The sequence below is a fragment of the Curtobacterium sp. ME26 genome (assembly GCF_903970945.1).
Taxonomy (GTDB): domain Bacteria; phylum Actinomycetota; class Actinomycetes; order Actinomycetales; family Microbacteriaceae; genus Curtobacterium; species Curtobacterium citri.
This window is the reverse complement of record NZ_CAJCKG010000007.1, coordinates 36,132-55,333: the sequence shown is the minus strand read 5'-3', so window position 1 is coordinate 55,333 and position 19,202 is coordinate 36,132. Positions and strand designations below refer to the sequence as shown.

Annotated in this window: 20 protein-coding genes and 4 tRNA genes; 6 read left to right on the top strand and 18 right to left on the bottom strand. The window is 71.6% G+C overall.

The window, feature by feature from the left end; genetic code table 11:
* The first annotated feature begins 3 nt into the window (after positions 1-3).
* Entirely contained in the window at positions 4-1,215 is a 1,212-nt protein-coding gene (locus tag H7A69_RS04525) for an ROK family transcriptional regulator (RefSeq protein ID WP_182045976.1), read from the top strand.
* A gap of 59 nt (positions 1,216-1,274) precedes the next feature.
* The gene (locus H7A69_RS04520) at positions 1,275-1,976 is read left to right on the top strand and encodes a YqaJ viral recombinase family protein (protein ID WP_182045975.1); all 702 of its coding nucleotides are present in this window, start codon (positions 1,275-1,277) and stop codon (positions 1,974-1,976) included.
* Here H7A69_RS04520 and H7A69_RS04515 read toward each other — a convergent pair.
* From H7A69_RS04515 to H7A69_RS04490, 6 genes are all read right to left on the bottom strand, one after another.
* On the bottom strand, positions 1,973-2,581 hold the full coding sequence (locus H7A69_RS04515; protein ID WP_182045974.1) for a Pr6Pr family membrane protein: 609 nt from the start codon (positions 2,579-2,581) through the stop codon (positions 1,973-1,975). The two genes, H7A69_RS04520 and H7A69_RS04515, sit on opposite strands and share 4 nt — an antisense overlap.
* Positions 2,582-2,666: 85 nt before the next feature.
* Positions 2,667-3,356, bottom strand: coding sequence for a 50S ribosomal protein L1 (rplA, locus tag H7A69_RS04510; protein ID WP_069712137.1), 690 nt, complete (start codon positions 3,354-3,356; stop codon positions 2,667-2,669).
* Positions 3,357-3,445: 89 nt separating this feature from the next.
* On the bottom strand, positions 3,446-3,877 hold the full coding sequence (gene rplK / locus H7A69_RS04505; protein WP_017888638.1) for a 50S ribosomal protein L11: 432 nt from the start codon (positions 3,875-3,877) through the stop codon (positions 3,446-3,448).
* Between the two features lie 158 nt (positions 3,878-4,035).
* The gene (nusG, locus tag H7A69_RS04500) at positions 4,036-5,088 is read right to left on the bottom strand and encodes a transcription termination/antitermination protein NusG (protein ID WP_182045973.1); all 1,053 of its coding nucleotides are present in this window, start codon (positions 5,086-5,088) and stop codon (positions 4,036-4,038) included.
* Between the two features lie 149 nt (positions 5,089-5,237).
* A complete protein-coding gene (secE, locus tag H7A69_RS04495; RefSeq protein ID WP_411266605.1) occupies positions 5,238-5,501 on the bottom strand; it encodes a preprotein translocase subunit SecE in 264 nt (87 codons plus the stop codon).
* A 36-nt stretch (positions 5,502-5,537) separates the two neighbouring features.
* Positions 5,538-5,610 (bottom strand) — tRNA-Trp (locus H7A69_RS04490).
* Between the two features lie 129 nt (positions 5,611-5,739).
* Here H7A69_RS04490 and H7A69_RS04485 point away from each other — a divergent pair.
* On the top strand, positions 5,740-6,990 hold the full coding sequence (locus H7A69_RS04485; RefSeq protein WP_182045972.1) for a pyridoxal phosphate-dependent aminotransferase: 1,251 nt from the start codon (positions 5,740-5,742) through the stop codon (positions 6,988-6,990).
* 85 nt (positions 6,991-7,075) lie between these two features.
* Here the strand turns inward: H7A69_RS04485 and H7A69_RS04480 are convergent, their stop codons facing one another.
* From H7A69_RS04480 to H7A69_RS04470, 3 genes are read right to left on the bottom strand one after another with little or no spacing between them, the layout of a single operon-like run.
* Positions 7,076-8,095 (bottom strand): UDP-N-acetylmuramate dehydrogenase, encoded by a 1,020-nt coding sequence (locus H7A69_RS04480; RefSeq protein ID WP_259346079.1) that lies wholly within the window; start codon positions 8,093-8,095, stop codon positions 7,076-7,078.
* A 14-nt stretch (positions 8,096-8,109) separates the two neighbouring features.
* A complete protein-coding gene (locus H7A69_RS04475) occupies positions 8,110-8,535 on the bottom strand; it encodes a MaoC/PaaZ C-terminal domain-containing protein (protein ID WP_182045971.1) in 426 nt (141 codons plus the stop codon).
* The gene (locus H7A69_RS04470) at positions 8,532-8,981 is read right to left on the bottom strand and encodes a MaoC family dehydratase N-terminal domain-containing protein (RefSeq protein ID WP_083263847.1); all 450 of its coding nucleotides are present in this window, start codon (positions 8,979-8,981) and stop codon (positions 8,532-8,534) included. The genes H7A69_RS04475 and H7A69_RS04470 overlap by 4 nt, the downstream gene beginning before the upstream one ends.
* A 118-nt stretch (positions 8,982-9,099) precedes the next feature.
* Here H7A69_RS04470 and H7A69_RS04465 point away from each other — a divergent pair, with 118 nt between their 5' ends.
* On the top strand, positions 9,100-9,477 hold the full coding sequence (locus tag H7A69_RS04465; RefSeq protein ID WP_182045970.1) for a hypothetical protein: 378 nt from the start codon (positions 9,100-9,102) through the stop codon (positions 9,475-9,477).
* 404 nt (positions 9,478-9,881) lie between these two features.
* On the opposite strand, the gene H7A69_RS04460 is transcribed toward H7A69_RS04465, so the two are convergent.
* From H7A69_RS04460 to H7A69_RS04440, 5 genes are all read right to left on the bottom strand, one after another.
* Positions 9,882-9,958 (bottom strand) — tRNA-Met (locus tag H7A69_RS04460).
* A 32-nt stretch (positions 9,959-9,990) separates the two neighbouring features.
* A tRNA-Thr gene (locus tag H7A69_RS04455) sits at positions 9,991-10,062 on the bottom strand.
* 92 nt (positions 10,063-10,154) lie between these two features.
* Positions 10,155-11,330: a M23 family metallopeptidase gene (locus H7A69_RS17600; RefSeq protein WP_182045969.1), complete on the bottom strand. Its 1,176-nt coding sequence runs from the start codon at positions 11,328-11,330 to the stop codon at positions 10,155-10,157.
* Between the two features lie 144 nt (positions 11,331-11,474).
* Positions 11,475-12,287, bottom strand: a complete 813-nt coding sequence (locus tag H7A69_RS04445) for an inositol monophosphatase family protein (RefSeq protein ID WP_411469348.1) — start codon at positions 12,285-12,287, stop codon at positions 11,475-11,477.
* 114 nt (positions 12,288-12,401) lie between these two features.
* Positions 12,402-12,483, bottom strand: a tRNA-Tyr gene (locus H7A69_RS04440).
* Positions 12,484-12,645: 162 nt separating this feature from the next.
* Here H7A69_RS04440 and H7A69_RS04435 point away from each other — a divergent pair.
* The gene (locus tag H7A69_RS04435) at positions 12,646-13,134 is read left to right on the top strand and encodes a YajQ family cyclic di-GMP-binding protein (protein ID WP_069712130.1); all 489 of its coding nucleotides are present in this window, start codon (positions 12,646-12,648) and stop codon (positions 13,132-13,134) included.
* Positions 13,135-13,141: 7 nt separating this feature from the next.
* Positions 13,142-14,602 (top strand): cardiolipin synthase, encoded by a 1,461-nt coding sequence (gene cls, locus H7A69_RS04430; protein ID WP_069712129.1) that lies wholly within the window; start codon positions 13,142-13,144, stop codon positions 14,600-14,602.
* Between the two features lie 115 nt (positions 14,603-14,717).
* Here cls and H7A69_RS04425 read toward each other — a convergent pair whose 3' ends face one another.
* From H7A69_RS04425 to H7A69_RS04410, 4 genes are read right to left on the bottom strand one after another with little or no spacing between them, the layout of a single operon-like run.
* Positions 14,718-15,836: a heparan-alpha-glucosaminide N-acetyltransferase domain-containing protein gene (locus H7A69_RS04425; protein ID WP_182045967.1), complete on the bottom strand. Its 1,119-nt coding sequence runs from the start codon at positions 15,834-15,836 to the stop codon at positions 14,718-14,720.
* A 10-nt stretch (positions 15,837-15,846) separates the two neighbouring features.
* Positions 15,847-17,217: an FAD-dependent oxidoreductase gene (locus H7A69_RS04420; protein ID WP_182045966.1), complete on the bottom strand. Its 1,371-nt coding sequence runs from the start codon at positions 17,215-17,217 to the stop codon at positions 15,847-15,849.
* 40 nt (positions 17,218-17,257) lie between these two features.
* A complete protein-coding gene (locus H7A69_RS04415) occupies positions 17,258-18,334 on the bottom strand; it encodes a polyprenyl synthetase family protein (RefSeq protein WP_069712326.1) in 1,077 nt (358 codons plus the stop codon).
* A gap of 31 nt (positions 18,335-18,365) precedes the next feature.
* The gene (locus H7A69_RS04410) at positions 18,366-19,157 is read right to left on the bottom strand and encodes a demethylmenaquinone methyltransferase (RefSeq protein ID WP_069712126.1); all 792 of its coding nucleotides are present in this window, start codon (positions 19,155-19,157) and stop codon (positions 18,366-18,368) included.
* Between the last annotated feature and the right edge of the window lie 45 nt (positions 19,158-19,202).

The following is a 19,202-nucleotide window of genomic DNA, read 5'->3' as shown; positions in this document are numbered from 1 at the left end:
GGCATGGTCGACTTCACCCGGACGGCAGCGTCGCCTCCGGTCGGGACGAGCGAGCTCTTCCAGATCCTCCGCGACGGCGTGCCGCGGACCCGGGCGGAGCTGGCCGCCCTGACAGGACTCGCGCGCTCGACGATCGCCGTGCGCCTCGACGCCCTCATCGACGTCGGACTCGTCGGACCGGTCGAGACGGCAGCGTCCACCGGTGGTCGCCCGCCCGCGCGGGTCGCGCTGGTGCCCGGTGCCCGGCTGGTGGTCGCCGCCGACCTCGGGGCCTCGCACGGACGCGTCGCGGTGACGGACCTCACCGCCACCACCCTCGCCGTGCGCGAGGCGCGCATCGACATCGCCGCCGGCCCCGTCCCGACGCTCACCTGGCTCGTCGAGACGGTGGACGTGCTGCTCGACGAGGTCGGTCGGTCGCGCGACGACGTCATCGCGATCGGCATCGGCGTCCCCGGTCCGGTCGAGTTCTCCACCGGACGCCCGGCGAACCCGCCGATCATGCCCGGGTGGGACGGCTTCGACGTCCCCGGGTGGCTCCGCGGACACGTCGCGGCCCACGTCCTGCTCGACAACGACGTCAACATCGCGGCCCTCGGGGAGCGCCAGCACGGCTGGCCGGACGTCGACCACCTGCTCTTCGTGAAGGTCGCCACGGGCATCGGCTCCGGGATCGTCTCGGACGGCCAGCTCCGACGCGGCGCGCAGGGTACGGCCGGCGACATCGGGCACGTCCGGGTCTCGCGCGCCGGGGACGTACCGTGCCACTGCGGCAACACCGGCTGCCTGGAGGCCGTGGCGTCCGGTCCCGCCATCGCCCGTGCCCTGCGGGCGAAGGGCCACGACGTGCACACGAGCGGCGACGTCATCGACCTGGTGAACCGGGCCGAGCTCGACGCCATCGGTGCCGTGCGGCAGGCGGGCCGCGACATCGGCGAGGTCCTCGCGACGTGCGTGTCCCTGGTCAACCCGTCGGTCATCACGCTCGGCGGGTCCATCACGCGCGCCGGGGAACACCTGCTCGCCGGCGTCCGCGAGGTCGTCTACGCCCGCTCCACGCCCCTCGCCACCGAGCACCTCGTGATCGCGCAGTCGCGTGCCGGCTCCGTCGCCGCACTGCAGGGCGCGGCAGCACTGGCGATCGGCTACGCGCTCTCCCCCGCCGGGGTCGACGAGCTCGTGGCCTACGCCGAGGGACGCGCGCTCGTCTCCTGACGGCGGAAGGAGCGCGCGTCGGTTACCACCGTGTCGGCGCGCGGGGTGAGAATCGTCGGGTGACGATCGTGCAGCCCACCCTGTGGGGCGACCTGGACCCCGGCCTGGAGGAGCGCCCCGTGCCCGCCTCGCCGGTCACGTCCGGTACGCGGTCCGCCGCGGCCTCCGGTGCGTTCACCGCGCTCCGCGGGCACACCGACCGCATCGTCGCGCACTCGTCGGACCGCGTCGCCTGGCTCCGTGCCCGGGCGATGGGGATCACCGCGACCGACGTCGCCCGGCTCGCCTCGCTCCGCGCCGTCGAGGCCGTCGTCGCCGACAAGCGCTACGGCTCCCGGTTCTCCGGCAACGCGTTCACCGAGCACGGGAAGGACCGCGAACCGGTGATCGCCGCCTGGGTCGCGGCGACGCACGGCATCGAGCCCTCGGCCCACCTGTTCCACGCGAGCACGAACCGCGCCCACCTCGCCACGCCGGACGGGGTCGGGTACGACGCCTCGCAGCGGCTCGTCCTCGCCGAGATCAAGACCACCGGCAAGGGCTGGCGCAGCATCCCGCGGCACTACCTGCGCCAGGTGTGGTGGCAGCAGTACGTGCTCGGCGCCGACCGCACCCTGTTCGTCTGGGAGCGTCACGACGAGTTCGTCCCGGTCGCCGACGAACCCGAGTGCCGGTGGGTCGACCGCGACGACGACCAGATCCGCGGACTCGTCCAGCTCGCCGACCTGGTGCTCGACAAGCTGCGGGCGTTCCGCGTCTAGACCCGCAGGGTCCGCAGGCGGCTGACCCCGATCACGAGGATGCCCGTGAGCGCGATGAACACCGCGATCCCGAGGCAGTACAGCGCGACCACGCCGTAGCCGAGGGACGGCGACAGGAACGGGTACGGCACCCAGCCGTCGGTCGCGCCGCGGACCAGCACGACGACGAGCCACACGGCCGGGTAGACCAGGAACCACCAGACGTGCCGGAGCCGGAGCCGGGCACGGTCGGAGAAGAGCAGCCAGTCGAGCACGACCCAGACCGGCACGACCCGGTGCAGCACGTCGTTCGACCACGACACCGACGTCGAGACGTCGACGTTCGTGAGCAGGGTGTTGTACACGAGGCCCGTCGTGGCGATGTACACCGTCGCCGCCGCGCGCAGCAGGCTCACGACGAGGTCGGCGCGCTTCCGACGGGCGGCGGACACGAGGGCGACGGCGAAGGCGACCGCCACGAACACGTTCGACTGGATGGTGAAGTACCCGAAGAAGTTGAACGGCGAGTACTGCGGCGTGCGCATGCTCACGAGCCACTGCGCCACGATCGCGACGACGACGAGGATGACCACGATGAGGCGCAAGGAGTTCACGAGGGTCCGCACGCACCCACGCTATCCGGCCCGGGCCCGGGAACGCAGGAAGGCCCGCACCGTGGTCGGTGCGGGCCTCCTGGGACTGATCAGTGGATCAGATGGCGTTGACGTCGAGCGGGATGCCCGGTCCGAAGGTCGTCGAGACGGCGCCCTTCGTGATGTAGCGGCCCTTCGAGGCGCTCGGCTTGAGGCGGACGATCTCCTCGAGCGCGGTCGAGATGTTCTCGTCGAGCTGCTCCGGGGTGAACGAGGCCTTGCCGACGACGAAGTGCACGTTGGCGTGCTTGTCGACGCGGAACTCGATCTTGCCGCCCTTGATGTCGCCGACGGCCTGCGCCACGTTCGGCGTCACGGTGCCGGTCTTCGGGTTCGGCATGAGGCCACGCGGGCCGAGCACCTTGCCCAGACGACCGACCTTGCCCATGAGGTCCGGCGTCGCGACGGCGGAGTCGAAGGCGGTGTAGCCCTCGGCGACCTTCGCGATGAGCTCGTCGCCACCGACCTCGTCGGCGCCGGCGGCGATGGCGGCTTCGGCCGCAGCGCCCACGGCGAAGACGATGACGCGGGCGGTCTTGCCCGTACCGTGCGGCAGGATGACCGTGCCGCGGACCATCTGGTCAGCCTTGCGCGGGTCGACGCCGAGCTTCAGCGCGACCTCGACGGTGGAGTCGGTCTTCGCCGAACCGGTCTCCTTCGCGAGGGCGACTGCCTCGCTCGGGGTGTAGAACTTGTCGGCCTCGATCTTCGCGGCCGCGGCCTGGTAGGCCTTGGACTTCTTCGCCATGGTGTTCTCCTTGCAGAGCTACGTGGTTGACGAGCCGGCGAGGCTCTCCCACGGAAGGGGTGAGGGGGTGTGCCTGGTCAGGCGGAGACTTACGCCTCGACCGTGATGCCCATCGAGCGCGCGGTGCCGGCGATGATCTTCGCGGCCTGCTCGATGTCGTTGGCGTTCAGGTCGGCCTGCTTGGTCTCGGCGATCTGACGGACCTGGTCCATCGAGATCTTCGCGACCTTGACCGTGTGCGGGGTCGACGACCCCTTCTGCACGCCCGCAGCCTTCTTGATGAGCTCGGCAGCCGGCGGGGTCTTGAGGACGAACGTGAACGAACGGTCCTCGTAGACGGTGATCTCGACCGGCACGACGTTGCCACGCTGCGACTCGGTCGCGGCGTTGTACGCCTTGCAGAACTCCATGATGTTCACGCCGTGCTGACCGAGCGCAGGACCGATCGGCGGGGCCGGGTTGGCGGCGCCCGCGTTGATCTGCAGCTTGATCAGGCCCGTGACCTTCTTCTTCGGTGCCATGGTGTGCTTCCTCCTGGAATCGAACGCACGGGGTCCCGTGCACTCTCCCGCTGGTCCGGCGGATCCGGACCGCGGTGAAGCCCCGCACGCTGGGCGCGCGGGGCCAAACCTCAGTAGTCTACCCGATCCTCCAGACCGGGTCGACGGGTGGGGACGACCTAGAGCTTCGTGACCTGGTCGAAGCTGAGCTCGACGGGGGTCTCGCGCTCGAACAGCGAGACGAGGACGGTGAGCTTGCCGCTCTCCGGCTTGATCTCGGAGATCGAACCCGGCAGGCCCGCGAACGAGCCCTCCTTGATGGTGATGGTCTCGCCGATCTCGAAGTCGACCTCGGCCTGCGGCTGCGCCTGCACGGCACCGCCGGACTTGCCGCCGCCCTTGGTCGGGGCCGCCTCGGCGACCTGGACCAGCGACTTCAGCATGCCGAACGCCTCGTCGAAGCGGAGCGGGGTGGGGTTGTGCGCGTTGCCGACGAAGCCGGTGACACCCGGGGTGTGTCGCACGACGGACCACGAGTCCTCGTCGAGGTCCATGCGGACGAGCACGTACGAGGGGATCCGGACGCGGGTGACCAGCTTGCGCTGCCCGTTCTTGATCTCGACGACGTCCTCCATCGGGACCTCGACCTGGTAGATGTAGTCCTCCATCGACATCGAGACCATGCGGTTCTCGATGTTCGACTTCACGCGGCGCTCGAAGCCCGCGTAGGAGTGGATGACGTACCACTTGCCCGGCTTCATCCGCAGCTCGGCCTTGAAGGCCTCGTACGGGTCGACCTCGGCGGGCTCCTCGTCGGCGTCGTCGGCATCGAGGGCCTCGTCGGCGGCGAGCGTCTCGTTCGCCTCGGCGGCGGCGGCGTCCTCGAGCTCGGACTCCTCCTCGTCCTCGACCGCCTCGACGGCGGCCTCGGCCTCGTCGGCGGAGTCGATCTCGAGCGCGTCGTCCACGACGGCGTCGGCCTCGGGGTCGCGGGACTCGGCCAGGGCCGTCAGGGCCTCGTCGATCGAGGTGTCGACCGTGCCGTCGTCGGGCTCGTCGCTCAGGCCGAGGGAGTCGTCGTCCTCGTCCTCGACGGAGATCGCACGCTCCTCGGCGGACTCGACCGAACGGGCCTCTGCGGTCTCGACGTCGCCTTCCTGGTTCTCCTCGACCTCGGAGGACTGCTCGGCAGCCGTGGCGAGGTCGATGTCGTCGCGGGAGTAGTCAGACACTGCGGTTCTTTCCGTTCGGTGGTGCGGATCGGGTGGTCGGCCGGAGCGGTGCGCATCGGTCGACGTCTCGGTGGCGACCGTACTCCTGTCGGGATCCGGTCAGGCCAGCCGCCGTCGGACCGACCACCATCGGGCCGGCCGCCGTCGGGTCAGACCGTGGGACCGTTGCCGAAGACGTAACCGACGCCGAGACCGAAGACGAAGTCGAGGATCGAGACGAGGATCATCATGACGACGACGAAGACGAGCACGACGCCGGTGTAGCTGAAGAGCTCCTTGCGCGTCGGCGTGACGACCTTGCGGAGCTCGCCGATGACCTGGCGGATGAAGAGCGCGATGGCGGCGAACGGCCCTCCGCGCGCGGCGCGGTCGGCCTTCGCCTTCGCGACGACGTCGTCCGTCGTCGTCTCCATGTCCTTGCTCGCCAACTTCACACCTTCCGGAACTTGCAGGGCGGACAGGACTCGAACCTGCAACCTGCGGTTTTGGAGACCGCTGCTCTACCAATTGAGCCACCGCCCTAGAGGGGACGAACCCCTCGGGGCACGGAGCGAGACCGTTCCGTGCGCCGGTGGTCGAGTGTACGGGAGTCCGTCACACGCTGTCCACTCGGCCCCCGCCACGGCGTGCCGCGTCGGTAGGCTGGGGACCGTGAGCACCGCAGCCCCCGGCCCTGAGTCCACCGCCCCCGAGTCCGCGACCACCGACCACCCGCGCATCGCCTCGCGCATCGCCGCGATCGCGGAGTCGGCGACCCTCAAGGTCGATGCCAAGGCCAAGGCGCTCAAGGCCGCCGGCCGCCCGGTCGTCTCGTTCGCCGCGGGCGAGCCCGACTTCGCGACCCCGCAGCACGTCGTCGAGGCGGCCGTCCTCGCCGTGCAGGACCCGGCCAACCACCGGTACACGCCGGCCACGGGTCTGCCGGAGCTCAAGCGCGCCGTCGCCGAGAAGACCGCGCGCGAGTCCGGCGTGACGGTCGACCCCGCGCAGGTCATCGTGACGAACGGCGGCAAGCAGGCCGTCTACCAGGCGTTCCAGACCGTCGTCGACACCGGGGACGAGGTCCTGCTCCCCGCGCCGTACTGGACCACGTACCCGGAGGCGATCCGGCTCGCGGGCGGCACCCCGGTCGAGGTCTTCGCCGGCAGCGACCAGGAGTACCTGGTCACCGTCGAGCAGCTCGAGGCCGCCCGGACGCCCCGCACCAAGGCGCTGCTGTTCTGCTCGCCGTCGAACCCCACCGGGTCGGTGTACTCCGCCGAGCAGACCCGGGCGATCGGCGAGTGGGCGCTCGAGCACGGCATCTGGGTGATCAGCGACGAGATCTACCAGGACCTGGTCTACGACGACGTCCGGTTCACCGGCATCCTCGAGGCGGTCCCCGCCCTCGCCGACACCACCATCCTGGTGAACGGCGTCGCGAAGACCTACGCGATGACCGGCTGGCGCGTCGGCTGGTTCATCGGCCCGGCCGACGCTGTGAAGGCCGCGTCGAACCTGCAGTCGCACCTGTCGTCGAACGTCGCGAACGTGTCGCAGCGTGCGGCGATCGCCGCGCTCACCGGTCCGCAGGAGCCGGTCGCGGCCATGCGCGAGGCGTTCGACCGCCGTCGCCGCGCGATCGTCGAGGGGCTCAACGCGATCCCGGGCTTCGTCACGCCGACGCCGAAGGGCGCCTTCTACGTCTACCCGGACGTCACCGCGCTGCTCGGCCGCGAGTGGGCCGGCACGACCCCGGCCACGACCCTCGAGCTGGCCGACCTGATCCTCGAACACGCCGAGGTCGCGGTGGTCCCGGGCGAGGCGTTCGGCCCGTCGGGCTACCTCCGCCTGTCGTACGCGCTGGGCGACGACGACATCGCCGAGGGCGTGCGTCGCCTGGCGGCGTTCTTCTCCGCGTGACACGGACGACGGCCCGCCTCCGGCAGGAGGCGGGCCGTCGGTCTGCGCCGTCGTCCTGCCGGGAGGCGCGTGACCGGCCCGGTGGTCAGCTCGCGGCGAGCAGGTCGCCGACCACGACGGGCTCCGGCACCAGGGAGACCCCGAAGCGGTTGAGCACCGTCACCTGCACGTAGCGGGCCAGCTCCGCGACCTGCGCAGCCGTCGCGTCGCCGCGGTTCGTCAGCGCGAGGGTGTGCTTCGAGGAGATCGCGGCGCGCGACCCGGGCACCGCGTACCCGCGGTGCACCCCGGCGTGCTCGATGAGCCAGGCGGCGCTGAGCTTGACGTCGTCGCCGGCCGGCCACCGGGGTGCCTCGGTCGGCAGCGTCTCGGCGAAGGCCGCGGACACGATCGGGTTCGTGAAGAACGACCCCGCGCTCCACGTGTCCGGGTCGGCGTCGTCGAGCACCATCCCCTTCGAGGACCGCAGGCGCAGCACCGTCCGCCGGATCGTGAGCGGGTCGACGGGCGTGCCGAGCTCGACGCCGAGCGACCCGGCGAGCTGGGCGTAACGGACCGGGACACCGGCGTCCGCCGCGGCCCCGAGCCGGAACTCCACGGTCAGCACGACCCCGCGCCGCCCGTGCTTCAGGGTCGAGGTGCGGTAGCCGAGCGCCAGCTCGGCCGCGTCCACCCACGCGCGGTCCCCCGTCGACGCGTCGAGGAACTCGACCCGGGTGAGCACGTCGGAGAGCTCGACCCCGTAGGCGCCGATGTTCTGCACGGGGGCGGCACCGACCGTGCCCGGGATGCCGCTCAGTGCCTCCAGGCCGGTCCAGCCGTTCTCGACGGTCGTGGCGACGAACCGGTCCCACGGCTCACCGGCCGCGACGCGGACGGTGACGCCGTCGTCGTCGGGATCAGCCTCGAGCCCGTGCGTGCGGACGAGCACGACCGTGCCGGCGAAGCCGTCGTCGGCGACGAGCAGGTTGCTGCCGCCGCCCACGACCAGCCACTCGTCGTCCTGCCACGCGGTGTGCGCGTGGGCGACGAGTTCCTCGGTCGTGTCGGCGGTCAGGAGCGTCGCGGCGGGTCCGCCCACGCGGAACGTGGTCAGGTCGGCCAACCGCGTCGACACGGTCAGCGGAACACCACCGTGACCTGCGCCTTGCCGAGCACGGTCTGCCCGGCGGCGGTCACGGTCAGGTCGATGCGCTGCGGACGACCCTGGTCGTCGACCGTGCCGACCTTGGCGACGACGCCGACGGTGGCGCCCTGCTCCGGGTCGACCACGACGGGGCGGGTGAACCGGACGCCGTAGCGCGCGACCCACCCGGTGTCGCCGAGCCACTCGGCGACCGGCTGCACGGCGAGGCCCATGGTGAGCATGCCGTGCGCGAGGACGCCGGGGAGCCCGACCGACGCGGCGACGTCGTCGCGGTAGTGGATCGGGTTGAAGTCGCCCGAGGCGCCGGCGTAGCGGACGAGGGCGTCGCGGGTCAGGTGGACCTCGCGCTCGGCGACGACGGTGCCGACCTCGAGCGCGGTGGCGGGTGCGGCGGTCATGCGTCGTCTCCTCGGACCACGAGGGTGGAGGTCGCCGTGACGACGTGCTCCCCCGTGGCGTCGTCCATCGTGCTCTCGGCCGTCACCATGGCGTTGCCGCCGAGGGTCTTGACGCTCGTCACCGTGAGGGTCGCGGTGAGCTCGTCGCCCGCCACGATCGGTCGGTCGTACGTGAAGGACTGCTCGCCGTGCACGACGCGCGAGAAGTCGATGCCGGCGTCGGGCTCGGCGAGGAGTTGCGCGAGGGTGGCCTCCTGCACGACGACGGCGAAGGTCGGCGGCGCGACGACGTCGGCGTACCCGGCGGCACGGGCGGCCTCGGGCTCGTGGTGGATCGGGTTCGTCGCGAACACGGCGCGCGAGAACTCGCGCACCTTCTCGCGACCGACCAGGTAGGGCTGGGCCGGCGGGAACGTCCTGCCGACGAGCTCGGGGTTCACTGACACGGACGGCAGTCTACCGAGCGCCCGCGACACGCCCCCGGTCGTGAGGTTGCATCGGCTATGCTCGTCGCACGGCTTCCGGGGGGAGGTCGGGGAGGACTCCGGGTTCGGGGAGGAACACATGGAGCACACGACGCAGTACGCCGTCCACACGGGAGACCGCTGCACCGCCATGGAGGTCGCCGGTGCGGCGCTCCGGCAGAGCGGCCACCGGGTCGAGTCGACCGGGGGCACGATCACGGCGACGACGGGGAACCGCCTGCTGACCATCCTGCTCGGGGCGATGGTGCACCCGTCGCGGGAGTTCCGGCGGTACGAGCTGTCGACGACCGTCACGGGGACCTCGACCACGATCACGCTCCGCCACGCGCAGCACGCCACGGCGGTGTCCGGCGGCAGCATCGGCGCGGGACGGCGGCGCACCGCGTGGCGGCAGGTCTCGACGACGCTGGAGCGGGCGCTCCGCGCCGCCGGGCTGCTGACCACTCCCACGCGCTGAGGGGCGACGGGGGGCGGTGCGGCGCTGTGCGGCTCCGGCGCCCCTGGCGAGTTCGGGCGTGCCTGGCGGGATCGGGCGTACCTGGTCGCAACGGACGACCAGGCATGCCCGGTTCCGCTCGGTACCGCGCCTGTCATGGGAAGGAACGGGCAGCGGGAGCGGGCCCGGCCGTGCTGTCGTCACGGCAGCGCGGACGGTCCCCGAACGCCTTGGCACCCCTGGCGAGATCGGGCGTACTCGGCGGATTCGGGCGTACCTGGTCGGCACGGACCACCAGGTGTGCCCGGTTCCGCTCGGTACCGCGCATGCGATGGGAAGGAACGGGCAGCGGGAGCGCCGGGCGCAGCGGGAGGGCGGACGCGCCCGGGAACGACGAAAGCCCGGCGAAGTGATCGCCGGGCCCGTGGTAGCGAGGACGGGACTTGAACCCGTGACCCCACGATTATGAGTCGTGTGCTCTAACCAACTGAGCTACCCCGCCAGAGATCCGGAGCGACTGCCGCTCCGGGTCGGAGCCCCGAGTCAGGATTGAACTGACGACCCCTTCCTTACCATGGAAGTGCTCTACCACTGAGCTATCGGGGCGAGTGCCGCTCGGCGGCACCACACGAGAGTAGCAGACGCGCGGCGGTGGTCAGGAACCGGGCGTGACGCCCGGGCGTGCCGCCGCTCCCCCGCTAGTTCGCGTTGGCGCGGAGCCAGGTCAGCGGGTCCACCGGGACACCGTCGACGTGGATCTCCAGGTGCAGGTGCGGGCCCGTCGAGTTGCCCGTCGAGCCGACCTCGCCGAGCTCGTCACCCACGGCGACCTGCTGGCCGGTGACGACCTTGAACGTGCCGTCCTTCATGTGCCCGTAGACGCTGACGAACTGCTTGCCGTCGACGTCGTGCTGCACCCAGACGTCGTTGCCGAAGCCACCGTCGTGCGCCTGCACCTTGATGACCGTGCCGGCAGCGACGGACCGGATGGGCGTGCCCTCGCCCGGGGCGAAGTCGACGCCCATGTGGTTCGTCGAGCAGAACGAGCAGCCCTCGACCTGCCGACCGCCGAAGCCCGACGTGATCGGGACCCCCGTGAGGAACGGCCACTGGATCGTGCCGTTCGGGTCGTTGGAGAACGAGGACGAGTCGACGTTGGCGTACTGCGTGGCCGCGGTCACGGAGTACTGGTCGCGCGCGGTCTCCGCGTCGCCGGCGGCCTGTCCGACGCTGAGCGACTGAGCGTCGCCCGCGGTCGTGCGGAGGGCGGTCGTGTCCGCCGGCGGGACCCAGAGCGCCTGCGCCGGCAGTGACGTCGAGACGACGAGCCCGGCGGCGAAGAGGAGTGCGCCGACGGCCGTCACGCGCGAGGCGGTCCGCCGGAAGGACACGCCCTGGTCGACGTGCGGAGCTGCCGCGGGTGCCTTCGGCGTGGCCGGGATGTGCCGGGTGGCCCGGTCGACGTGCACGGCGGCGGCGGCCCGGGACGCACGCGGCGGTCGGTCGGCTGAGGGCGCGCGTCCGGTCCCGCGACGCGCCCGCTCGGGCGCCGGGGCGACGGACGTCGGCGTGTGCGTCGCATCGGCCGCCGGGACCGCGTCGAGCACCGGCGCCACGTCCGGCGAGACCGGGGCCGGCGGCGTCACGGCGCCCGCCGAGGGGGCGGGGCGGACGGGCGAGGCCGGCGCGAGATCGATCGGCGAGACCGGGGCGGCAGGCGTCACCGGCGCGGCGGGACCGTCGATGGACGGCTGTACCGCGGCCGCAGCAGCCCGTCGCTCCGCTTCGATGCGTGCACGTCGGGTGAGGTGCACCACCGGCTGGGGACCGGTCGTGACGTCGGGCGAGGTGAGCGTTCGGGGAGCGTGGGGCATGTGTTCGGTGGTGATCCTGATCGGGGCGCGAGGCGCTCGTTGGTAACGAGCAGGTAACGGGACTGCAGCACGCTAGCAGGGGCCGCCGCGCGCCGCCAGTCGGGTGCACGTCGGTGCAGTGCCCAGAGGGAGAGCCGTCGGCGGTCAGCCCCCGAGGACGTCGGCCTCGAGCCGCCGGACCAGGGCCTCGAGCTCGTCGGCCACCGCGGGGGCGGCGAACAGGAAGGAGCGGGTGCCGCCGGCCTCCCACACGCGGACGACCGCACCGGCCTCGGCCGCCACGACCGCACCGGCCGCCATGTCCCACGGGTTGATGCCGCGCTCGTAGTACGCGTCGACCGTCCCGGCCCCGACCGCGCAGCAGTCGAGCGAGGCCGCTCCGGCACGCCGGACGTCGCGGACCTCTCCGATGAGCCCCGCCAGGACCGCGACCTGCTCGCGCCGCCGGTCGGCCGTGTAGCCGAACCCGGTCGCGACGAGCGTCTCCGCCAGCGACGCCGGAGCGGCGACCCGGAGCGGTGCGCCGTCGCGCGTCGCACCCTCGCCGCGGGCCGCCCGGAAGACGGTGCCGGTCGCGGGGACCACGACCACCCCGGCGAGTGCCTCCCAGGTCGTCGGGTCGGCACTCCCCCGCACGACGCCGATGCTGACGCCGTACTGCTCGCTGCCGTACAGGTAGTTGACCGTGCCGTCGATCGGGTCGACCACCCACGTGATGCCCGTGGTCCCCGCGCCCGACCCGGACTCCTCGCCGTGGAAGCCGTCGTCGGGTCGCGCCTCGGCGATGCGGGACCGGACGAGTGCCTCGACCTCACGGTCGGCGGCCGTGACCACGTCGACGATGCTCGACTTCCGGTCCGCGACCTCGACGCCCTCGGCCCGGCGGCGGGCGGCGAGGGCCGCGGCCTCCCGGGCGATCGACTCGGCGAGGTCGGCGAACTGCGTGGGCGTCAGCATGTCGGACATGCGACCAGCCTGCCCGAACGACGTCGTGCTCGCCGGGATCGCAACCGGTGGAACGAGAACAGCCCCGTCCGATCCGGACGGGGCTGTTCGATCCGTTGCGGACCGTGGCAAGTGAGGGATTCGAACCCCCGAAGGCTACGCCGGCTGATTTACAGTCAGATCCCTTTGGCCGCTTGGGTAACTTGCCGTGTGCGCACCCAGCCGGTGTGATCACCAACCGAAGGCGCGGTGAAGAGCATAGCCGATCCCGGAGGGTGCTCGTGACCACAGGGGGACGTGACGAGGCGCTCGTCCACAGCCGCCGGGAGTGACCGAACCGGGCCCGGCGTGCGCCGTTAGGCTGTCCGGCATGGCAGACAGTTCCTTCGACGTGGTCAGCAAGGTCGACAAGATGGAGGCGGAGAACGCCCTCAACCAGGCCGCCAAGGAGATCGAGCAGCGGTACGACTTCAAGGGCGCCGACGCGTCCATCGCGTTCAGCGGTGAGGACGTGCTCATCAAGGCGAACTCCGAGGAGCGTGCCAAGGCCGTCCTCGACGTGCTGCAGAGCAAGGCGATCAAGCGGAACATCTCGCTCAAGAGCCTCGACGCCGGCGACCCGTACCCCTCGGGCAAGGAGTACCGCATCGAGGTGAAGTTCAAGAACGGCATCGAGCAGGACGTCGCGAAGAAGATCGGGGCGTTCCTCCGGGCGAACGCGCCGAAGACCGTCAAGAACCAGATCCAGGGCGACGAGCTGCGCGTCTCCTCCAAGAGCCGCGACGACCTGCAGAACACGATCCAGCTCCTCAAGGGTGAAGAGTTCGACGTGCCGCTGCAGTTCATCAACTTCCGCTAGCGCCCCCGTGGAGCACTGGCTCGGCGTCGCGATCACCGTTCTCCTGGTCCTGCTGGACCTGGCGATCCGTGTCTTCTCGATCATCTACGTCCCGTACAACCGGAAGCCGCAGACCGCGACGGCCTGGCTGCTCGCGATCTTCCTCATCCCGTACATCGGGTTCATCGTCTTCCTGATCATCGGGTCGACGAAGCTCCCCCGGGCACGACGCGAGAAGCAGACCGAGATCAACGCGTACATCCTCGAGCAGACCGAGGGCATCGAGCGCGTGCGTCGCGACCACCCGTGGCCGCCGTGGCTGGAGAGCATCACGAAGCTCAACCGCGGGCTCGGCGCGATGCCCCTCGTGGGCGGCAACTCGGCCGAGCTCTACCCGGACTCGTACGAGTCGGTGCAGGAGATGACGCGGGAGATCGACCGGGCGCGGCGCTTCGTGCACGTCGAGTTCTACATCGCGACGCTCGACGACACGACCCGGCCGTACTTCGAGGCACTGGCCCGGGCGCAGGCCCGCGGGGTCACGGTCCGGTTCCTCCTCGACCACTGGGCGAGCCGCGGGTACCCGGGCTTCAAGGACACCCTCGCGTTCCTCGACCGCGCGGGCATCGAGTGGCACCTCATGCTCCCGCTGCAGCCGCTCCAGGGGAAGTTCCAGCGCCCGGACCTCCGCAACCACCGGAAGATCATGGTGATCGACGGGTCGGTGGCCTTCACCGGGTCCCAGAACCTGATCGACCCGTCGTACGACCTGAAGTCCCACATCGAGCGGGGCATGGTCTACAAGGACCTGTTCGCCCGGTTCGAGGGCCCGGTCGTCGCCGGCCTCAACGCCCTGTTCGTCACCGACTGGTACAGCGAGACCGACGAGCTCCTGCTCCGCGAGAGCGATCCCGTGCAGCGCGCGGACCGCGGGGACGCCCTCGACTGCCAGGTGGTCCCGTCGGGCCCCGGCTTCGACGGCGAGAACAACCTGCGCCTCTTCAACGCCCTGCTCTACGCCGCGCAGGAGAAGGTGTCGATCACCTCGCCGTACTTCGTGCCGGACGACTCGATGCTCTACGCCATCACGACGACGGCGCAGCGCGGGGTCGAGGTCGAGCTGTTCGTCGGCGAGATGGGCGACCACGCCATGACGTGGCACGCCCAGCGGTCGTACTACGAGGAACTCATGCGCGCCGGGGTCCGGATCTGGCTGTACCGCGCACCGACGATCCTGCACGCGAAGCACTTCACGATCGACGACGACGTGTCCGTGATCGGGTCGAGCAACATGGACATGCGGTCCTTCAGCCTCAACCTCGAGGTGTCGGTGATGGTGCGCGGCCGCCGGTTCGTCGACGCCCTCCGCGAGGTCCAGGACGCCTACAAGGAGGCGTCCTTCGAGCTCACGCTCGACTCGTGGCTCGAACGACCGCGCCGGTCCCAGGTGCTCGACAACATCGCGCGCCTGACCGCCGCCCTGCAGTAGCGTCCGGCCGGGAGGCACCTGCGCGCGTCCGTCACGCGGGTCGCGTGACGACATGCCCACGGACGACGTGCGCACGAACGGGGCGGGACGACGTGCCCACGGACGACGCGGGTCGTCAGAGCGGCGCCGTGACGACGTCCGCGACCCAGGCGACGAGGCGTTCGAGCGGGCCCCGTCCGAGGAACGCCCGCCACGTCATCGCGAACAGGACCGACCCGATCGCGAACCAGGCCCACGCGGCACCGGAGTCCGGGTACCCGGGCAGGCAGGCGATGACGACGATGTGGCCCGCGTAGACCGTCAGCGGCATCGACCCGACCGCAGCGAGGGGGTACGCGATGCGCGCGACCGTCCGCCCCCGGCCGTCGACGAGCAGCGTGCAGAGGGCGACCACCGCGACGGCGATCCCCGCCGTCCCGACGACGTCGACGATCGACGACGAGTGGTCCCGCGGCGACAGGAACAGCTGCGCCAGCGCCGCCGACGGCGAGCTGCCGTCGGGCGCGTACGGCACGCCGGGGAAGGCCAGCCCGGTGCTCGCGGGCACCGGGGCGAGCGCGTTCCCGACGGCGTACGCGGCGGCGGCGACCACCGTGCCGGACGCGAGGAGCGCGACCTGCGCACGCCGTGCCTCCAGACCGACCCGGGCGACCGCGAGTCCGACCAGCACGTACGCCAGGAAGGTGACCACGGGGTAGACGAGACCCAACTGGACCTCCCACGTGCCGGCGCCCGCGTAGAGGGGCGCGACGGCGATCGCCACGAGCGGTGAGACCACCGCGCAGACGACCGCGAGCAGGACGAGCCAGACCGGGCGCACCCGCAGGACCGGCAGCACGAGCAGGAAGAGCGCCCCGTAGGTGGGCAGGATGACGTAGATCGGCGTCTCGAGCGCCATCAGGGCCAACCCGATCGCCACCACGACGATCGCACGGACCGCGAGCCGGGCGCGGACCAGTCCGATCGCCGGCGGCCCGGGCGGACTGGTCCGACCGCTGGTGAGGCCGACCGAGACTCCTGCGAGCACCGCGAACAGCGTCGAGGGCCGCCCGTGGGCGACGGCGGACCACGTGCCCGGGTCGGACCAGTCGACCTCGTCGGCGATCCCGCCGATGTGCGCGGCCATCATGCCGAGCAGCGCGAGCGCGCGCGCGACGTCGACCCCCTGCAGGCGTCCGGGAGCGACGAGCACGCCCCGCATCGCGGTGGACGGTGCGGGGCGTGCGGTGGTCATCGTGCGGCGCTCAGCTCGTCGCCGAGCCGACCCGACGCAGCGAGACGTCGACCATCTCGTCGCGCGGCACGACCTTGATGCGCTCCCGGCCCTCGGGGGCACCGAGTGCCTGCTCGTGCTCGTCGAGGGCGTGCCAGCCGGCGAGGTCGGTGAAGTCGACACCGCGGTCCCGGAGCAGCGCGGGGACGGCCTCGGGCGAGGGGTCCGCCGGGGTCCACCAGGACGCCTGGTCGTTCACGATGTGCTGCACGGTCTCCATCGCGTCGGACTTCGTGTGGCCGATCAGCCCGACCGGTCCTCGCTTGATCCACCCCGTGGCGTACACGCCGGGGACCTGGGAGCCGTGCTCGTCGAGCACCTGTCCCCCGCGGTTCGGGATGACGCCGGTGCGTGCGTCGAACGGGACACCGGGCAGCGGCGACCCGAAGTAGCCGACGGCGCGGTAGACGGCCTGCACGGCGAGCTCGCGCACCTCGCCGGTACCCTCGACGCCGCCCTCCCCGTCCGGCCGGGTCCGCTCGTACCGGATCGCGCTGACGTGGCCGTCCTCGCCGACGAGTTCGAGCGGCTTCGCCCAGAAGTGCAGGTGGAGCCGGCGGCTCGCCCGGCCGACCTCGCGCGTGCGCCACTGCTCCAGGACCCGGTTCATCACCATGACCTGCTTGTTCGTCTGGATCGCCGTCAGCGATGCCTCGTCGTGGTCGAAGTCCTCGTCGTACACGACCATGTCGACGTCGCGGAGCTCGCCGAGTTCGCGGAGCTCGAGCGGCGTGAACTTCACCTGCGCCGGACCGCGGCGGCCGAAGACGTGCACGTCGGTGACGGGCGACGCCTTGAGCCCCTCGTACACGTTCGCGGGGATCTCGGTGGGGAGCAGGTCGTCGGCGTGCTTCGCGAGGATGCGCGAGACGTCGAGGGCGACGTTGCCGTTGCCGATCACCGCGACGCTCGACGCCGTCAGCGGCCAGGTGCGCGGGACGTCGGGGTGGCCGTCGAACCAGCTCACGAAGTCGGCCGCACCGTACGAGCCCTCGAGCTCGACGCCCGGGACGTCGAGCTCGGCGTCCTTGATCGCCCCCGTGGAGAACAGCACGGCGTGGTAGTGCTGCTTGAGGTCGTCGAGCGTGATGTCCTCGCCGAAGCGCACGTTGCCGAAGAGCCGGACGACACCGCGGTCGAGCACGTCGCGCAGCGCGTTGACGATGCCCTTGATCCGCGGGTGGTCGGGTGCCACGCCGTAGCGGACCAGGCCGTACGGCGCCGGCAGCTGCTCGAAGAGGTCGATCGACACGTCGGTGCCGTGGGCCTCGCGCAGCAGGATGTCGGCGGCGTAGATCCCGGCGGGACCGGCGCCGACGATGGCGAGTCGGAGGGTTGGCACGGATGGCTCCAGTTCGTTCGGGCGGGATGCTCCCGGTGGGTCAGCGGCTGCGTTCGACGACGGACTCGGCGAACCGGGTCAGCGCCCGCTTCACGGTGCCGCCGGGCAGCGGTTCCAGGGCCGCGACGGCCTCCTCCGCCCAGCGCACGGCGACGGCCCGGGTGGCCGTGGTCGCCTCGTGCTCGCGCAGGGCGGCGACGGCGGACTGGTACGGCGACGAATCGACGGCATCGTCGGGCGCGTCCTTGACGTCGTGCTCGATCCGGGCGACCAGCGCCGCGGCACCGTCGTCGCGCGTGGCGAGCCGGCGGAGCTGCAGCAGCGGCAGCGTGTCCACGCCGGCGCGCAGGTCGTTGCCGGCGATCTTGCCGGTGCGGGCCCCGGCCGGAGCGAGGTCGATGACGTCGTCGACGAGCTGGAAGGCCACGCCGACCTTCTCGCCGAACGTCCCGACCGCGTCGAGCCAGGCCCGGTCCGCACCCGAGAACATCACGCCGGCGCGGGCCGCGGTCGCGATGAGCGACCCGGTCTTGTCGCTGAGCACCTGGATGTAGTGCTCGACCGGGTCGTCGTCGGGCTGCGGGCCGGTGGTCTCGTGCAGCTGCCCCATGCAGAGGCGCTGGAAGGTCTCGGCCTGCATGCGGATGCCCTCGGTGCCGAGGTCGGCCGTGATGAGGCTGGCCCGGGCGAAGAGGAGGTCCCCCGTGAGGATGGCCACGTTGTTGCCGTAGGTCACGTGCGCGGCGGGGACGCCGCGGCGCACCGGCGCCTCGTCCATGACGTCGTCGTGGTACAACGAGGCCAGGTGCGTGGTCTCGATGCTCACGGCGGCCTTGACCACCGCGTCGGTCACGCCCTCGCCGAGCTGCGCGATGAGCAGCGTGAGGGTCGGACGGATCCGCTTGCCACCGGCGGAGAGCAGGTAGCGGCTCGTGGTGTCGGCCAGCGTGTCGGTCGACCGCATCGCCTCCTCGAGGCCCCGCTCGACGAGCTCGAGCCCGTCGTCGACCGCGGCGATGAAGCGTCGCTCGGACGGCGTGGCGAACAGTCGCTCGCCGATGCCCAGCGAGGCGCGGAGGCTCGGTGCGCGGCGTGCGACCGGGACGCTCGGGTTCAAGTGCTGCTCCGTGTTCGGGGTCGAGGACCGGTCAGGCGTCGGTCGGGTCGACGCTCGGCTGCTCACCGGTGTGCTGGTGCTCACGGCGTGCCCGGGCCCGTCGGGCGACGGACTCGCGGACGGTGCCCTCGACCGGCTTGCGCCCGCGGTGCAGGGCCACGATCCCGGCCGTCAGGTTGCGGTGCGCGACCATCGTGAAGCCGACGCCGCGCAGCCACTGGCTGAGCACGTGCTGGTCGGGCCATGCCTCGATGGACTCGGCGAGGTAGCGGTAGGCGGCCGGGTTGCTGCTCGACAGCCGCGCGATGCCGGGGAGCACGCGCTTGAGGTACGTGCCGTAGCCGAAGCGCAGGAGCGTCATCGGCGGCGTGGAGAACTCGCAGATCACGACGCGGCCACCGGGCTTGAGCACCCGGAGCATCTCGGTGATCGCCTGCATCGGGTCGTTGACGTTCCGCAGCCCGAAGGAGATGGTGACGGCGTCGAACGTGTCGTCGTCGAAGGGCAGCTGCTCGGCGTCGCCCTCGACGAAGGTGATCTCGGGGTGCCGCTCGCGTCCGACGGCGATCATGCCGGCCGACAGGTCGAGCGCGGTGACCTCCGCGCCCTTCTTCGCCAGGGCCGCGGCGCTCGTGCCCGTCCCGGCGGCGATGTCGAGGACACGCTCCCCCGGCTGCGGGTCGACCGCACGCACCGTCGCGACGCGCCACAGCGGGGCGTTGCCCGCCGACAGGATGTCGTTCGTGAGGTCGTACTTCGCGGCGACGTCGTCGAACATTGCCGCCACCTCGTCCGGCCGCTTGCTCAGGTCCGCTCTGCTCACCGCACCATCCTAGAGGTCCCGGCCCGACGGTGGCCGGACGCCCGG

Bases quoted from the DNA above. Each gene is read 5' to 3' on its own strand.
- H7A69_RS04525 (WP_182045976.1), top strand. From the start codon at position 4: ATGGTCGACTTCACCCGGACGGCAGCGTCGCCTCCGGTCGGGACGAGC.
- rplA (WP_069712137.1), bottom strand. From the start codon at position 3,356: ATGGCGAAGAAGTCCAAGGCCTACCAGGCCGCGGCCGCGAAGATCGAG.
- rplK (WP_017888638.1), bottom strand. From the start codon at position 3,877: ATGGCACCGAAGAAGAAGGTCACGGGCCTGATCAAGCTGCAGATCAAC.
- secE (WP_411266605.1), bottom strand. From the start codon at position 5,501: ATGGAGACGACGACGGACGACGTCGTCGCGAAGGCGAAGGCCGACCGC.
- H7A69_RS04475 (WP_182045971.1), bottom strand. From the start codon at position 8,535: ATGACCGCCGCACCCGCCACCGCGCTCGAGGTCGGCACCGTCGTCGCC.
- H7A69_RS04465 (WP_182045970.1), top strand. From the start codon at position 9,100: ATGGAGCACACGACGCAGTACGCCGTCCACACGGGAGACCGCTGCACC.
- H7A69_RS17600 (WP_182045969.1), bottom strand. From the start codon at position 11,330: ATGCCCCACGCTCCCCGAACGCTCACCTCGCCCGACGTCACGACCGGT.
- H7A69_RS04445 (WP_411469348.1), bottom strand. From the start codon at position 12,287: ATGCTGACGCCCACGCAGTTCGCCGACCTCGCCGAGTCGATCGCCCGG.
- H7A69_RS04435 (WP_069712130.1), top strand. From the start codon at position 12,646: ATGGCAGACAGTTCCTTCGACGTGGTCAGCAAGGTCGACAAGATGGAG.
- H7A69_RS04425 (WP_182045967.1), bottom strand. From the start codon at position 15,836: ATGACCACCGCACGCCCCGCACCGTCCACCGCGATGCGGGGCGTGCTC.